Below are 15,628 nucleotides of genomic sequence, written 5' to 3' on the forward strand. Positions count from 1 at the left end.
GTGGTACACTGGCATCAGAAAAATCAAATCAACAAAGGCTCCTTTGGAGTGCTGCAAACAGGGACCCCCCTGAAACCGGGGTTGCGTGCTTGCGGGCATTCTGAAGGAGCTTTTTGATGCAAAGGAGGATGTGCGTGAAGAAAAATCTGGATATGACAGAGGGAAAGCCGATCTCCCTGCTGTGGGCGTTTACCTTTCCTACATTGATGGGCAACCTGCTGAATCAGGTCTACTCCATCACCGACAGCATCGTGGTGGGGCGGTATCTCGGACAGACTGCCCTTGCGGCGGTGGGCAGCACCATGCCGGTGATCCTGCTGCTGGCAGCCCTGATGATCGGCATCAATGTGGGCGTGGGGATCATCATCAGCCGGTACTTTGGACAGAAGAACGAGGAACTGATGCGGAGGGCCTTTGTGAACAGCCTGTATCTGGGGCTGTTCCTGTCGGCAGGGATGATGGTGATGGGCCTGACCTTCTCCGGTACCATCCTGCGGTGGATGGGGACCCCGGAGGGCCCCCTGCAGGAAGCCACCGCTTATCTGGAGATCAGTTTCATCACCATGATCTGCCCCTTGATGTATTATTTGTTTTCCAGTGCATTCCGGGGGTTGGGAGACAGCCAGACAGCGCTGTACTGCCTGATCGTCTCTGTCCTGAGCAATATTGGCCTGGACGTGCTGTTTGTGGCTGTGTTCCGCTGGGGCGTGGCCGGGTCTGCCTGGGCCACGGCACTGGCACAGGCCCTGTCGGCGGTGGTGGCGGCGGTGCTGCTGTTCCACAAATATCCCATGATGCGGATGCGGCGGCAGGACCTCCGGCTCCATGGAAAGCTGCTGCGGCAGATCACGGTGCTGGCCATTCCCATTGCGGTGCAGTCTGTCTTCAACAATCTGGGCAATCTGGTGGCACAGAGTGCTGTCAATCTGTTCGGCGAGGCCACCATGGCGGCCTACACTGCCGCCAGCCGCATCGGAACGCTGGCCCTGATGCCGGTGGAGACCATCGGTTCCTCCCTCAGCGTCTATGCCTCCCAGAACCACGGAGCCGGCAAGCCGCAGCGCATCCGGCAAGGGGTACGGGCCTCCCTGCAGCTGTCTCTGGTGGTCAGCACCGTGCTGGGAGTGTTTCTGCTGCTCTGCGGCCGCCAGATGACGGGGCTGTTCCTCGCAGAACCGTCTGCGGAGATCCTGACTGTGGTGCAGCGGTTTCTGCTGATCACGGCGGTGCCGGGGATCCTGGCCGGTGTGATGCAGGTGTATCAGCAGGTGCTCCGCGGCGTTGACAGGGCAAATCAGGCACTGATGGGCGGCGTGATGCAGCTCATTACAAAAATTGCGGTGGTGGCTGTGGGCGCATGGGGAATGTGGAATCTGGATGTGGTCTGGCTTGGCTGGCCCGCCTCCTTTGTGGCCGGAACTGTGATCCCGTACTTCTGCTTTCAGAAGATCGTGCGGGAAATAGAAACAGAATAAAACAGAAAGCGCCCCCGGAAAGCAAATCGCTCTCCGGGGGCGCTGTGTATTGATAGATCAGTTGAGCTGCAGGCTGTCCAGCACAGCGTTGACCACATCCAGCCCCACCTGACCGGGGGCGCTGGCTGTGCCGGGATTGGCAAAGGTCATGGCAGAGCCAAAGGCTTCGCCGCAAAGGCGGCTCACGGCTCCCAGTGGGCCCATGCTCATGGTGATGACGGGCGTTTCGGGGTGGTGGTCGGTCATCTCGGCGGTGGCGGCCAGCAGCTCCAGCACATCGGCACGGCTCTGGGGCATCACGGCCAGCTTGGGCAGATCGGCCCCCGCCTGATGCATGGCCACCATCCGGGAGACAAGCTCGGCTTTGGGCGGGGTCTTGTGGAAGTCGTGGCTGGAGCACACGACCTTGACCCCGGCGGTGTGTGCGTCCTGAACCAGTGCAGGAAGGTCTGTGCCTGCGGTGAAGAACTCGATATCGATGAGGTCAGCGCAATCGGTATCCAGAACCGTGCGGAGAAAACGGAGGTATCCCTCATGGCTGACCGGTATGCTGCCGCCCTCTTCCTTCGTGCGCAGGGTCACAAGCAGCAGCTTCTCCTTTAAGAGGACCCGCAGCTTTGCCAGGCAACGCACCACTGCCCCGGGGTCAGCGGCTGCATCAAACAGATCGACACGCCATTCCACACAATCGGCGCACAGTGTGGAAAACGCAGCGGCCTTTTCCAGGATCGCAGCTTCGGTGCGTTCTACAATGGGCAGAATGACTTTGGGGCGGCCTTCGCCGATACGGCAGCCACGGACAGGAACACAGGACATGGCGCTTCTCCTTTATATTAAAGTATAGCTATATCATACAGGATACGGGATGACTCCATGATACGTTCTGCCCGCCGCATTGTCAAGAAAGGAGCAAGCATTGTTTATAGGGAGAACAGAGGAATTTTATCCCCTGCAAAGAATTTGGAAAAAAGATGTCAAAAAGTGTTGACAGAAGGGCGGGGATGTGGTATTATACTTGAGCGCCAAGGGCCGCCGGAAAGAATGACTTCTGAAAGCGGCAGAAGCAAAGCGAAAGAACCAATATGGATACGTTGAAAAACGAACCACAAGTTCAGTAAAATCGAAAAGCTTCTGAAAAAAGTGCTTGACAAAAAATCACTTCTGTGGTAAAATAATCAAGTCGTCAGCCGCTAAGGCTGAGGCGCACAGGACCTTGAAAATTGAACAATATCGAAAAACTTGTAACGGAACCTATTTTCGTGTTGGAAAAACACGTTAAACAATTCCAAACAAAGTAATTCACACAGGACGCAAGCGATTGCGTGCTGAGCGAAGAAGATTTAACACTTTTTAAGTGATAAATATCATTTATAAAGAGTTTGATCCTGGCTCAGGACGAACGCTGGCGGCGCGCCTAACACATGCAAGTCGAACGAGCGAGAGAGAGCTTGCTTTCTCGAGCGAGTGGCGAACGGGTGAGTAACGCGTGAGGAACCTGCCTCAAAGAGGGGGACAACAGTTGGAAACGACTGCTAATACCGCATAAGCCCACAGGTCGGCATCGACCAGAGGGAAAAGGAGCAATCCGCTTTGAGATGGCCTCGCGTCCGATTAGCTAGTTGGTGAGGTAATGGCCCACCAAGGCAACGATCGGTAGCCGGACTGAGAGGTTGAACGGCCACATTGGGACTGAGACACGGCCCAGACTCCTACGGGAGGCAGCAGTGGGGAATATTGCACAATGGGGGAAACCCTGATGCAGCGACGCCGCGTGGAGGAAGAAGGTCTTCGGATTGTAAACTCCTGTTGTTGAGGAAGATAATGACGGTACTCAACAAGGAAGTGACGGCTAACTACGTGCCAGCAGCCGCGGTAAAACGTAGGTCACAAGCGTTGTCCGGAATTACTGGGTGTAAAGGGAGCGCAGGCGGGAAGACAAGTTGGAAGTGAAATCTATGGGCTCAACCCATAAACTGCTTTCAAAACTGTTTTTCTTGAGTAGTGCAGAGGTAGGCGGAATTCCCGGTGTAGCGGTGGAATGCGTAGATATCGGGAGGAACACCAGTGGCGAAGGCGGCCTACTGGGCACCAACTGACGCTGAGGCTCGAAAGTGTGGGTAGCAAACAGGATTAGATACCCTGGTAGTCCACACCGTAAACGATGATTACTAGGTGTTGGAGGATTGACCCCTTCAGTGCCGCAGTTAACACAATAAGTAATCCACCTGGGGAGTACGACCGCAAGGTTGAAACTCAAAGGAATTGACGGGGGCCCGCACAAGCAGTGGAGTATGTGGTTTAATTCGACGCAACGCGAAGAACCTTACCAAGTCTTGACATCCTGCGACGATGCTGGAAACAGTATTTTCCTTCGGGACGCAGAGACAGGTGGTGCATGGTTGTCGTCAGCTCGTGTCGTGAGATGTTGGGTTAAGTCCCGCAACGAGCGCAACCCTTACTGTCAGTTACTACGCAAGAGGACTCTGGCAGGACTGCCGTTGACAAAACGGAGGAAGGTGGGGATGACGTCAAATCATCATGCCCTTTATGACTTGGGCTACACACGTACTACAATGGCGTTAAACAAAGAGAAGCAAGACCGCGAGGTGGAGCAAAACTCAGAAACAACGTCCCAGTTCGGACTGCAGGCTGCAACTCGCCTGCACGAAGTCGGAATTGCTAGTAATCGTGGATCAGCATGCCACGGTGAATACGTTCCCGGGCCTTGTACACACCGCCCGTCACACCATGAGAGCCGGGGGGACCCGAAGTCGGTAGTCTAACCGCAAGGAGGACGCCGCCGAAGGTAAAACTGGTGATTGGGGTGAAGTCGTAACAAGGTAGCCGTAGGAGAACCTGCGGCTGGATCACCTCCTTTCTAAGGAGTCAGGCAGATGGAAGAACATCGAAGATGGTCGGCCATCTGGAACAGGTGACAGATACAAGCAGAGTAGATATTGTTCGATTTTGAGGGCCCTGAAAAGGACACTCAAAGACGTACCTTGAAAACTGAATAATAACTGCGAAACAAAGATTATAGTAAGTTCTTTTAAGAAATATTGCAATTTCAAAAGGAAGGGTAACATAATCTTCGTTGGCAAAAGAGAGAATCAAGAGGATACCAAATGTTCTGAAAGAACGTTTGAAAGGTCAAGCGAACAAGGGCGCAGGGCGAATGCCTTGGCACTGGGAGCCGATGAAAGACGTGATAAGCTGCGATAAGCTTCGGGGAGCTGCAAATAAGCATTGATCCGGAGATTTCTGAATGAGGAAACTCACCTGGGTTCATACTCAGGTACAATACACTGAAATTTAAAATAGGTGTATTGAGGGAACCGCCTGAACTGAAACATCTAAGTAGGGCGAGGAAGAGACATCAAACGAGATTCCGTAAGTAGTGGCGAGCGAACGCGGAAGAGGGCAAACCGAGAGTAGAAATACTTTCGGGGTACGGACTGCTTTTAAGACTCAATCTGTTAACCGAACGGCATGGGAAGGCCGGTCAGAGAGTGTGAGAACCACGTAGGTGAAAACGGAGAGAGCTGCGCAGGATCCAGAGTACGGCCAGACACGTGAAACCTGGTCGGAATACGGGGGGACCACCCTCCAACCCTAAATACTACCCAGTGACCGATAGCGTATAGTACTGTGAAGGAAAGGTGAAAAGCACCCCGGGAGGGGAGTGAAAAAGAACCTGAAACCCTGTGCCTACAAGCACCTAGAGCGCGTCAAAGCGTGATAGGGTACTTTTTGTAGAACGGTCCGGCGAGCGATTGTATGCAGCAAGGTTAAGGACTTAAGGTCTGGAGCCGAAGCGAAAGCGAGTTTGAAAAGGGCGTTAAGTTGCATATAATGGGCCCGAAACCGGGTGACCTACCCATGGTCAGGTTGAAGTGGAAGTAAAATTCCATGGAGGACCGAACCGACCTCCGTTGAAAAGGCGGCGGATGAACTGTGGGTAGCGGAGAAATTCCAATCGAACCCGGAGATAGCTGGTTCTCCCCGAAATAGTTTTAGGACTAGCCTCAAGTTAGATACCTGGAGGTAAAGCACTGAATAGCCTAGCGGCCGAGAGGTTAGCGAAGCTTATCAAACTCAGAATGCCAGAGTATTGATGCTTGGGAGTCAGACAGTGTCAGATAAATGTCATTGTCAAAAGGGAAACAGCCCAGATCTACAGCTAAGGTCCCAAAGTCAGGTTAAGTGGAAAACGATGTGAAGATACGCAGACAACCAGGATGTTGGCTCAGAAGCAGCCACTCATTCAAAGAGTGCGTAATAGCTCACTGGTCGAGCGTCTTTGCGCGGAGAATTTAACGGGGCTAAACCTGACACCGAAGCTTAGGCAATACAGAAATGTATTGGGTAGGGGAGCGTTGTATACGCGGAGAAACAGTAGCGCAAGCGGCTGTGGAGTGTATAGAAGTGAGAATGCCGGAATGAGTAGCGCGAATGCAGTGAGAATCTGCATGGCCGAAAGCCTCAGGTTTCTGGAGGAAGGTTCGTCCGCTCCAGGTTAGTCGGGAGCTAAGGTGAGGCCGGAAGGCGTAGCCGATGCACAGACGGTAGAGATTCCGTCACCACCAAAAGAGTTAAGCACAGGGACACATATGAAGTCTCAGAGCCGGGTGTTGGTTCCGGTAGAGATCGAGGGAAATTAGTACCGAAGTCTGAGATGGAAGATGGCGAGAAAAGCTGTGTGTATTTCTGAGGTGCCCGTACCGCAAACCGACACAGGTAGGTAGGAAGAAGATTCTAAGGCCAACGGGAGAAGGGTTGTTAAGGAACTCGGCAAATTGACCCCGTAACTTCGGGAGAAGGGGTGCTCCAGAGATGGAGCCGCAGAGAATCGGCCCAAGCAACTGTTTACCAAAAACACAGGTTTGTGCTAAATCGAAAGATGACGTATACGAGCTGACGCCTGCCCGGTGCTGGAAGGTTAAGAGGAGATGTGCAAGCATTGAATCGAAGCCCCAGTGAACGGCGGCCGTAACTATAACGGTCCTAAGGTAGCGAAATTCCTTGTCAGGTAAGTTCTGACCCGCATGAAAGGCGTAATGATTTGGGCACTGTCTCAACAGCCCGCCCGGCGAAATTGTAGTACCGGTGAAGATGCCGGTTACCCGCGACAAGACGGAAAGACCCCATGGAGCTTTACTGTAGCCTAATATTGGGTTTCGATGTTGCATGCACAGGATAGATGGGACTCTGGGAAACCAAGGCTTTGGCTTTGGCGGAGAGGCCGTTGGGATACCATCCTTGCGATATTGGAATTCTAACCTGCGGCTCTGAATCGAGTCGGGGGACATTGTTAGGTGGGCAGTTTGACTGGGGCGGTCGCCTCCTAAAGAGTAACGGAGGCGTTCAAAGGTTCGCTCAGCTTGAACGGAAATCAAGCAAAAGAGTGCAAACGCAGAAGCGAGCCTAACTGCGAGACTGACGGGTCGAGCAGTAACGAAAGTTGGAGTTAGTGATCCGGTGGTATGTGAGTGGAAATGCCATCGCTCAACGGATAAAAGTTACCCTGGGGATAACAGGCTGATCTCCCCCAAGAGTCCACATCGACGGGGAGGTTTGGCACCTCGATGTCGGCTCATCGCATCCTGGGGCTGTATTCGGTCCCAAGGGTTTGGCTGTTCGCCAATTAAAGCGGTACGCGAGCTGGGTTCAGAACGTCGTGAGACAGTTCGGTCCCTATCTGTCGTGGGCGCAGGATATTTGATGGGAGCTGTCCCTAGTACGAGAGGACCGGGACGGACGTACCTCTGGCGCACCAGTTGTTCCGCCAGGAGCATAGCTGGGCAACTACGTACGGATCGGATAAACGCTGAAAGCATCTAAGCGTGAAGCCGACCCAAAGATAAGATATCCCACTGATTCAATCAGGTAAGATCCCTTGTAGACTACGAGGTTGATAGGCACGATGTGTAAGTGGAGCGATCCATTCAGCAAGTGTGTACTAATAGATCGAGGGCTTGACCACAATTCGCTTGAATTCTCAAGTCAATGACAAAATGTTAGCAGTGATTATTCAGTTTTGAAGGCACGTCCTTCATCGCAAGACAGCATAGAGAGTCTTGGAAAACAGCATCTGTTGCGAAACGCAATCCAGCTGTTGTTGCCAACGATTTTAAAAGCTGGATTGCAGTAAAAACACTGGACAAAGTAGAGCAGAAATGTTATACTGAACCAGTCATATTGGTCGGTGACGATGACGGTGAGGTTCCACCTGTTCCCATTCCGAACACAGAAGTTAAGCTCACTCGTGCCCAAGATAGTTCGCTGGAAACGGCGCGTGAAAATAGGTAGTCGCCGACTTAAATGAAACCCCTGAGGAAGAAATTCCTTGGGGGTTTGTTTTTGTTGTGCGTGTGCCTTTCCGTTAAAATAGCCTGAAAAAATCCCATGAATTTGTGAGTATCTACAAACCTCGCCCAGACCTCTTGATTTTTTATAGGGGGGGGTATGATAAGGTACGAAAAGCACCTTGTCAGCAAAACAGAAAGATCAGCAAACCAGTCGGAAGGCTGTGACGCAAGGCGGAAGGCCCAGTATGGGCCGTCAGCTGCACTTTGCTCTGTGCAACCCTCTTCGACTATGCGGAAATGTGCCAGCGCCCCCAAAGGGCAGCCGGTGCGGGGTTATGGAGAAGTGTATGGGAGTAGCTTTTCCGGGAACCACGATCGCCTTGCCCTTGAGAAGCGGCAGACTAAAGCATAGATAGAGAGGGCAAGCACTCCCTAAAGTACAAAACGCAAAGCGTTGTACCAGCCATTTGGCTGGTGCGGCGCTTTTCCTTTTTGTCCAGGCGCTTTCCATAGAGAAACTGGGAGTATGTATGACTGACAAAGGAGGATTTTTATGAAAAAACGGCTCATCAGCCTCTTACTGGCGTTCAGTATGATGCTGACATTCCTGCCTGCGGGGGCAGTGTCGGCATTTGCGGAGGAGAACATTGATTCGAGCAAGGGAACATTGATTCCAAATAACTTCACCGGTAGTGTGTACACCATTGCGGAAGATAATACAACCTATCAGATGAGAGGAGATTATAACTTCCCTATCGAAATCACTGCTAAAGGCGTAACAATCAATATCGTCGGAAATATTACTTATGGATTTGACAGTTACCATGATGAGAGCTGGGGCTTTTCCTATTTGATTGGTGTGAAATCTACAGGTGGCGTAACAATCAATAATTATGCTAACTATAACGTCACTACGAGCAAGAGCGACTATGGTTTTGTGGCAACATGGGGAAACGGAACAGCTGCTGGAAGTGCCATTATCAATGGTGGACGCTATACTACACTTAACCAAGAACCGTTTTGGAACAGTCAGGGTGAGATGACGCTGACTAATGTTACTGCGGAATGCCAGAATGACCTTGCAGTAACAAACCGTGCGGGAACGATGATTATTGACGGAGGAAGCTACAAAAGTATCAATAGTACGGCAATCTATAATAACAGAGGCGGAGAGATGACCATTAAGGGGAAGCCTGAAGTGGTAGCGCAGAATGGTGTGGCTCTCTGTAGCGCAAGTGGTGTTGTAACAGTTGAAGGTGGTAGCTTCAGTGGTGGCAATGGAAGCTACTCCGACACGTACTGGACGAGTGCAGAGTCTGCAGTTTGCAACTGGAAAAACAGTAAGATGACGATTACAGGTGGCACTTTTACAGGAACAGATCCTGCAGATGCAATTGTGAATAATGGAGAAATGCACATTGCGAATGCAACGGTTGATGCTAAGAATGGAAGTGCGCTGAAAAATCAATATTTGAGCGGTGGAAAGTATTCGGCAAGTACGGAAATTATTAGTGGAACATTTAAAGATAGCGCTAAGGGTATCGATCTGCAGAGCGGCAGTGTTGTCCTGAAGAATGCAGAATTCAGCGGCAATAGAGCGGATATCTATCTGAACACTGGCAAGCAGATCACGATTGAAGAGACTTTCAATCACAATGCCACCGTTGCCTGCGCTGACCCCGGCGATGGCCGTCAGCTGACGACAGCCACCACGGGAGAGTATCCGAAGAATCTGAACCTGACGAGTGCGAATGAGGATTATCTGGTAGGCTACAAAAAGACCGCGGATGGCAAGGAATATCGCTGCCTTTCCAAGAAAGTCGGCGTGACCATCAACGGTCTGAAGGGTGAGATCAAAGCAGAAGACCCGGCAGAGTTTACCGTGACCCTTACCCATGAGAACAGCACCGGTACCGGTATCCTGACCTTTGGCGACAAGAACAGCGAGATCGAGTATAAGGACAAAAACGGCGAGTACAAGCCCATGCCGGAAGGCGGCCTGCCCATTGATCTGGGCGATGTAAAGGAACCATATGCGTTCCACATTACCCCCAAAAATGCCGGCGAGCAGACGCTGACCGCAGCTGTGGTGCGGGATGCTGTAAAGCTGGGCACGGCGGAAGAGGGCTTTACTGTTACAGGTCGTGTCCACACCGCTGTGACCATTGAGGGCCTGGAGAACGCCGTCATCAAGGAAGGCGAAAGCAAGGACTTTACCGTAAAGGTTACCCCCAATGATGATGCCAAGCTGGGTGAGGCATTCATCGACTTTGGCGATAAGAACAGCGAAATCGAGTATCTGGATGACAACGGCGCGTATCAGCCCATGCCGGAAGGCGGCCTGCCCATTGATCTGAGCGATGTAAAAGAACAATATGCGTTCCGCATTGCTCCCAAGGAGACCGGCAAGCAGACCCTGACCGCTGCTGTCAAGAAGGGTGAGAATGAGCTGGCAAAGGACGAAAAGGACTTTGTTGGGTCTGAAATGCCCATCCTGACTTTGAAGGACGGCGTTATCACCAGCGTAACAGTGCCCGGCAAGAATGGTGCTGACCCCGAGGATATCACCGAGATCGTTAAAAAGAATGCCAACGAGGACGGTTCCTTTCATGTCCCCGAGGGTGCAACGGTGAGTGTTGCATTTGATAAGGATGCTTTTGCAGACAGCGGTCTGAAATTTGGCCACTGGGATATCACCGGCCTGGATGATCCGAACGCTTATCAGGATAAGGAAAGCTTTGCCTTTGAGATGCCTGCAAAGGCCGTGACCCTGAAAGCCATGACACAGGATGCATCCATTGAAGATGACGAGCCCGATATCGTTGGCCCCATCGTGATCGGCACTACTGTTGTTGTCGGCGGTGCAGTGCTGGGCTATCAGGCCTATTCTCTGGGCGCTGAATTTGCAGGCAAGCTGATGGCTCTGCCCTACTTCCCCAGCAACCGCAGCGCCCTTGCCATGATGCTGTGGGAGGATGCAGGCAAACCCATGCCCGAATCCGAACTGCTCTACCCCGATGTAGGGCAGGAAGAGCGGGATATGGACCTGCAGCACGCCGCCCGCTGGGCCATGGAAAACGAGCTTATCCCTGACCTGAACGATGAGGGCACGGCTCCGGAAGAGATGAAATTCTATCCCGACAACGCCGTAAGCAAGATCGATGTGCTGAATGCATGGCAGAAAGCACAGGAGCTCAAGCAGAATGCCTGAGCAGCCCTAAACCAACCCCCACTTGGCCTGTAAACCGCAATGCGGGCTGAGTGTTCCAAAATTCCCAAAGTACAGAAGCGCTTCATCCTCTCCCGGATGAGGCGCTTCTGTGCTTTCCGGAACTTTTTTTCCCGGCACCCCTTGCATCCCGCCCGCCGGTGCGGTATGCTTAACCAATAGAGCATTGCAGAGGGAGGGAGACCCCGGATGGACATGGAAGAGATCCGCTACCTGTTGGGCGGCACGGTATTCGCGCGGGCCAAGGCCTACACGGACCGGATACAGGATCTGAACTGCGAAGTGGCCGGGAACGGCGTGCGCCACCTGAGCGCCGACGTGCGCGGCGGCGGGCGGAGCCTGTACCAGACCCAGGTCTGGCTGCGGGAAAACGGCAGCTTTGTCAGCGCCAGCTGCTCCTGCCCTTACAACGAAAACGGCGAGGGGCCCTGCTGCAAGCACATCGGCGCGCTGCTGATGTGGGACAGCGAGAGTCAGGGCCTTTCCGGCAGAGCGCCGCAGAAGCCCTCGGAGAGCCCGGAGAGCATCCCGGGCGTGGTGCGGGGCACGGCCAACCTGCAAACGCCCCAGCCTGAGGAGCCGCCCCGCAGGGACAGCTATGCCTCCAGCCTGGAAATGCTGTTCGGCAAGAAGTGGCGGGGCGAGGAACCGGAATCTGACTACGAGGCACGGCGGCTGCTCCGGGCCTATCAGGAGGGAGCACTGGCCGAGGTGGACGGCGTGACCGGCCACGCAGAGCTGCGCCCCCATTCCGCAGAGCTGGAGCCGGAGCTGACCCTGCTGCCCGGGGAGCTGCCCTGGCTGCGGCTGCGCATCTCGGCAGACGGCGGGCGGCAGTATGTGGTAAAGAGCATCCCGGACCTGCTGCGGGCCGTGGAGAAGCACGGTTTCATCAGTTACGGCAAGGCGCTGGAATTCCAGCACAGCTGGGAGGCCTTTGCCCCGGAGGCACAGCAGCTGCTCCGCCTGCTGCGGCGGCAGCTCAGCGCAAAGGAAGGAGCCGAGGCGGCCCTGCGCAGCTACGGCAATGCGCCCCGCAGCGGGCCTGCCGGGGGCATCCCGCTGAACGGCGAGATCTTTGACGGTCTGGTGGCCCTCTATGCCCCCACCGGCAATCTGGGCGGCTACACCCTCAAGACCGGCATCCCGGCCCTGACCATGCGGGTGGAAAAGCGCCGGGGCGGCGTGGAGGTGTCCGTGACCCCCGCGTTGGGGTGGAAAACGGGTTTAGACAACGACTATTTATACAGTGAGGATACGATCTGGCAGCTGGACCGGGCCGAAAGCGCCCGGATGCGGCCCGCCCTTGAGGCACTGTGCGGCAAGAGCCTGTTCTTTACCACCGGGGATGCCACCGCCTTTTGCAGCTACGTCCTGCCGGAGCTGGGCAGCAGGGTGACCATTGAGGACCCCGAACGCCTGCTGCTGAATCAGATCCCGCTGGAGCCGGTGGTGCAGTTTTACCTTGACGCGCCCACGCGGGAAACGGTGCGGGCGCACCTTGAATTTTTGTACGGCGAGGACCGCGTCACGCCGGAGGAACCGGGGCCTGCCGGTCTGCTGCGGGATGCCCGCGCCGAACAGCGGGCCGGGCGGCTGCTGGGGCGGTACCTGGAGCCGGGGCCAGACACCATGGGCAACGGCCTTGCCGCCCACTACGATGCCTATGAGGAGGATGCAGTCTACCGCTTCCTCGATGAGGGCATCCCGGCCCTGCTGGCTGAGGGCGAGGTCTACCTGACCGATGCTTTCCGCAGTATGCAGGCCGCACCGCCGAAGATCTCGGTGGGGGTGTCGGTGCACGGCAGCGTGCTCGACCTGGAGGTGGACACGGGGGAGTTCCCGGTGGGGGAGCTGAAAGCCCTGCTGAAATCGCTCCACCAGAAAAAGCGCTACCATCGCCTGCGCGATGGCCGTCTGCTCCGGCTGGACGATTCCATGGAGGTGCTGGACGAGCTGAACGAGACGCTGGAGCTTTCCGGGGCCAAACTGGGCCAGGCCCACGCCCGGCTGCCCCTGTACCGGGCCCCCAGTCTGGACTGGGCGCTTTCGGGGCAGAACGGCATCCGCTTCAACCGGGACGATGCCTTCCGCCAGCTCAGCCGGAGCTTCCATGCAATAAAGGACAGCGAGTATACACCGCCTGCGTCTCTACAAAAAGTTTTGCGCAAATACCAGCGGGACGGCTACCGCTGGCTCCGCACGCTGGATGGCTACGGCATGGGCGGCATCCTTGCGGATGATATGGGTCTGGGCAAGACGGTGCAGGTGCTCAGCTACCTGCTGGCCCTCCGGGAGCAGGGCGGGAATCCCCTGCCCAGCCTCATCGTCTGCCCGGCCTCGCTGGTGCTGAACTGGGCCGAGGAATGCCAAAAGTTCACGCCGGAGCTGAACTGCGTTGTGGTGGACGGGGATGCCGCCCACCGGGCCCAGCTGGCCGAGCAGTGGGACGGGGCCGATGTGGTGGTGACCAGCTACGACCTGCTCCGCCGCGACGAGACCCTGTACGAGAGCCAGAAATTCTACGCCTGCATCCTGGACGAGGCCCAGGCCATCAAGAACCACACCACCCAGAAATACAAGGCGGTGTGCGGGGTGAACAGCCGTGTCCGCTTTGCGCTGACCGGCACCCCCGTGGAGAACCGCCTGGGTGAGCTGTGGAGCATCTTCTCCTTCCTGATGCCGGGCTACCTGCCGCCCTACAAGAGCTTCTGCAGCCGGTTTGAAAAGCCCATCACGCAGGAAAACGACCCGGCGGCGGTGCGGCGGCTGAACCAGCTCACCGGGCCGTTCATCCTGCGCCGGATGAAGTCCGAGGTGCTGAAGGAGCTGCCCCCCAAAACAGAGAACGTCTACCGCATCGAGCTGGAGGAGGAGCAGCGCAAGCTCTACCTTGCCGCCGTGGTGGATGCCCGGGAGAAGCTGCGGGCCGCCAAGCCCGAGGACAAGATGGCGGTGTTCGCCGTCCTCATGCGGCTGCGGGAAATCTGCTGCGACCCCCGGCTCATTGCCGACAACTGGACAGGCGGCAGCGCCAAGCTGGATGCCTGCATCGAGCTGGTCACCAGTGCTGTGGAGAGCGGGCACCGCATCCTGCTGTTCAGCCAGTTCACCTCCATGCTGGAGCTGCTGGCCAAGCGGCTGGACGCGGAGGGCGTGAGCCACTTCACCCTGCAGGGCTCCACCCCCAAACCGGTGCGTGCCGAGCTGGTGCGCCGCTTTAACGGCGGTGAGGCCAGCGTGTTCCTGATCTCCCTGCGGGCAGGCGGCACCGGCCTGAACCTGACCGCCGCCGATATCGTCATCCACTACGACCCGTGGTGGAACGTGGCGGCTCAGAATCAGGCCACCGACCGTGCCTACCGCATCGGCCAGCAGAACCCGGTGCAGGTGTACAAGCTCATCACCCAGGACACCATTGAGGAAAAGATCGTGGAGCTGCAGCAGGCCAAGCAGGATCTGGCCGAGACCGTCACCGGCAGCGCGGATGGTGCCATCCTGCGCATGAAGCCGGAGGAGCTGCTGAATTTGTTGGAGGGAACCGAATGATGCAATACGCCATATTTGCCCGTCCTGTCGTAACCATTTACGACCTGCCCCAGACCACCAAACAGAGCGAGGCGGGCCTTGTTTCCACCATCGGGGACGAGGGACTGTACGGTCAGGCCTGTCAGGTGCGCACCGTCCCCGGCGGCGTGACTGCCGAGGGAGTGCCCCTCTCCCCGGAGGTGGCCGAGGTGGTCACCTTTTACGGCTACCACGGCTTTGTCCGGCGGGATGCGCTGAAATTTGTCAGCGAGGATGCGCTGCGGGCCTACCTGCCCCAGCCGCTGGTGCTGGTGGGCCGTGCCACCGATGTGCTCAGCCTGCCCAAGGTGCAGGGGGTGCGGATGCTGGAGCTGGAGCGGGGCTGCCTGCTCCGCCGCCTGCTCGAACCGCCCGAGGAAGCCGAGGCCCACACCGGCTGGGCCAAGGTGGCCCTGCTGGATGGCCGCACCGGCTATGTCCGGGACGTGGCGCTGGAACCGGTGCGGTTTGAGATGACCGCCGTGTTCTCCCAGCGGGAGGGGCTGGCCTTTGATGACGCGCTGGCCGAGGCCCGGAACGTCACCGCCGGAGAGCTGGTGCCGCAGGCACTGCAGGCGTGGTACGACGGCAGCGAGGAAGCGTTCCGGGATGCTGTCTGCGCGCAGGCGAAAAAGTATCTGGGCACCGAGTACCGCTGGGGCGGCAAATCGGGCCGGGGCATTGATTGTTCCGGCCTTGTCAGCAGCGCCTATATGCAGTGCGGCGTGCTCATCTACCGGGATGCCAGGATCGTGGAGGGCTGGCCCATGCACCAGATCCCCTTTGCAGACAAAAAGCGGGGCGATGCCCTCTATTTCCCCGGCCATATCGCCCTTTACCTTGGCGAGGGCCGCTACATCCACTCCACCGGCGCGTCCGCCAGCGGCGGCGTGGTCATCAACAGCCTTGACCCCAACGACCCGCTGTACCGGGAAGATCTGGTCAAGAGCCTGTATGCGGTGGGGAGTGTTTTCTGAAGGTGAAACCCCACCGTCATTGCTTCGCAATGCCACCGCCCCTAGTAGGGGCGGCCTTGGCAAAAAGGAAAG

5 protein-coding genes and 3 rRNA genes are annotated in these 15,628 nt (G+C 56.2%); 7 read left to right on the top strand and 1 reads right to left on the bottom strand.

All coding sequences use genetic code 11. From position 1 onward, the window contains the following. Positions 1–134 precede the first annotated feature (134 nt). Positions 135–1,475 carry an MATE family efflux transporter gene (locus tag GXM22_RS01150; protein ID WP_157774497.1) on the top strand — a complete coding sequence of 447 codons (1,341 nt, stop codon included), beginning with the start codon at positions 135–137 and terminating at the stop codon, positions 1,473–1,475. Positions 1,476–1,532: 57 nt separating this feature from the next. Here GXM22_RS01150 and aroD read toward each other — a convergent pair whose 3' ends face one another. Next, positions 1,533–2,291: a type I 3-dehydroquinate dehydratase gene (gene aroD, locus GXM22_RS01155; protein WP_005930251.1), complete on the bottom strand. Its 759-nt coding sequence runs from the start codon at positions 2,289–2,291 to the stop codon at positions 1,533–1,535. Between the two features lie 551 nt (positions 2,292–2,842). Between aroD and GXM22_RS01160 the strand changes: the two genes are divergently transcribed. The 6 genes from GXM22_RS01160 to GXM22_RS01185 all read left to right on the top strand — a co-directional run bounded on the left by GXM22_RS01160 (position 2,843) and on the right by GXM22_RS01185 (position 15,556). Continuing rightward, a 16S ribosomal RNA gene (locus GXM22_RS01160) occupies positions 2,843–4,353 on the top strand. Positions 4,354–4,623: 270 nt separating this feature from the next. Beyond that, positions 4,624–7,458, top strand: a 23S ribosomal RNA gene (locus GXM22_RS01165). A gap of 218 nt (positions 7,459–7,676) precedes the next feature. Continuing rightward, positions 7,677–7,793 (top strand): 5S ribosomal RNA (rrf, locus tag GXM22_RS01170). The 16S, 23S and 5S rRNA genes sit together here, the layout of an rRNA operon. 1,401 nt (positions 7,794–9,194) lie before the next feature. Next, entirely contained in the window at positions 9,195–10,994 is a 1,800-nt protein-coding gene (locus GXM22_RS01175) for a COG1361 family protein (RefSeq protein ID WP_035393404.1), read from the top strand. Between the two features lie 207 nt (positions 10,995–11,201). Further along, positions 11,202–14,561 (top strand): DEAD/DEAH box helicase, encoded by a 3,360-nt coding sequence (locus GXM22_RS01180; RefSeq protein ID WP_005930240.1) that lies wholly within the window; start codon positions 11,202–11,204, stop codon positions 14,559–14,561. Beyond that, positions 14,558–15,556 carry a C40 family peptidase gene (locus GXM22_RS01185; RefSeq protein ID WP_005930236.1) on the top strand — a complete coding sequence of 333 codons (999 nt, stop codon included), beginning with the start codon at positions 14,558–14,560 and terminating at the stop codon, positions 15,554–15,556. Before GXM22_RS01180 ends, GXM22_RS01185 begins: the two co-directional genes overlap by 4 nt. Positions 15,557–15,628: the final 72 nt, after the last annotated feature.

The sequence above is a fragment of the Faecalibacterium duncaniae genome (assembly GCF_010509575.1).
In the GTDB taxonomy this organism is placed as follows: domain Bacteria; phylum Bacillota; class Clostridia; order Oscillospirales; family Ruminococcaceae; genus Faecalibacterium; species Faecalibacterium duncaniae.

Coding starts and splice junctions, on each gene's coding strand:
- GXM22_RS01185 (WP_005930236.1), top strand. CDS start 14,558: ATGATGCAATACGCCATATTTGCCCGTCCTGTCGTAACCATTTACGAC.
- GXM22_RS01180 (WP_005930240.1), top strand. CDS start 11,202: ATGGACATGGAAGAGATCCGCTACCTGTTGGGCGGCACGGTATTCGCG.
- GXM22_RS01175 (WP_035393404.1), top strand. CDS start 9,195: ATGCACATTGCGAATGCAACGGTTGATGCTAAGAATGGAAGTGCGCTG.
- aroD (WP_005930251.1), bottom strand. CDS start 2,291: ATGTCCTGTGTTCCTGTCCGTGGCTGCCGTATCGGCGAAGGCCGCCCC.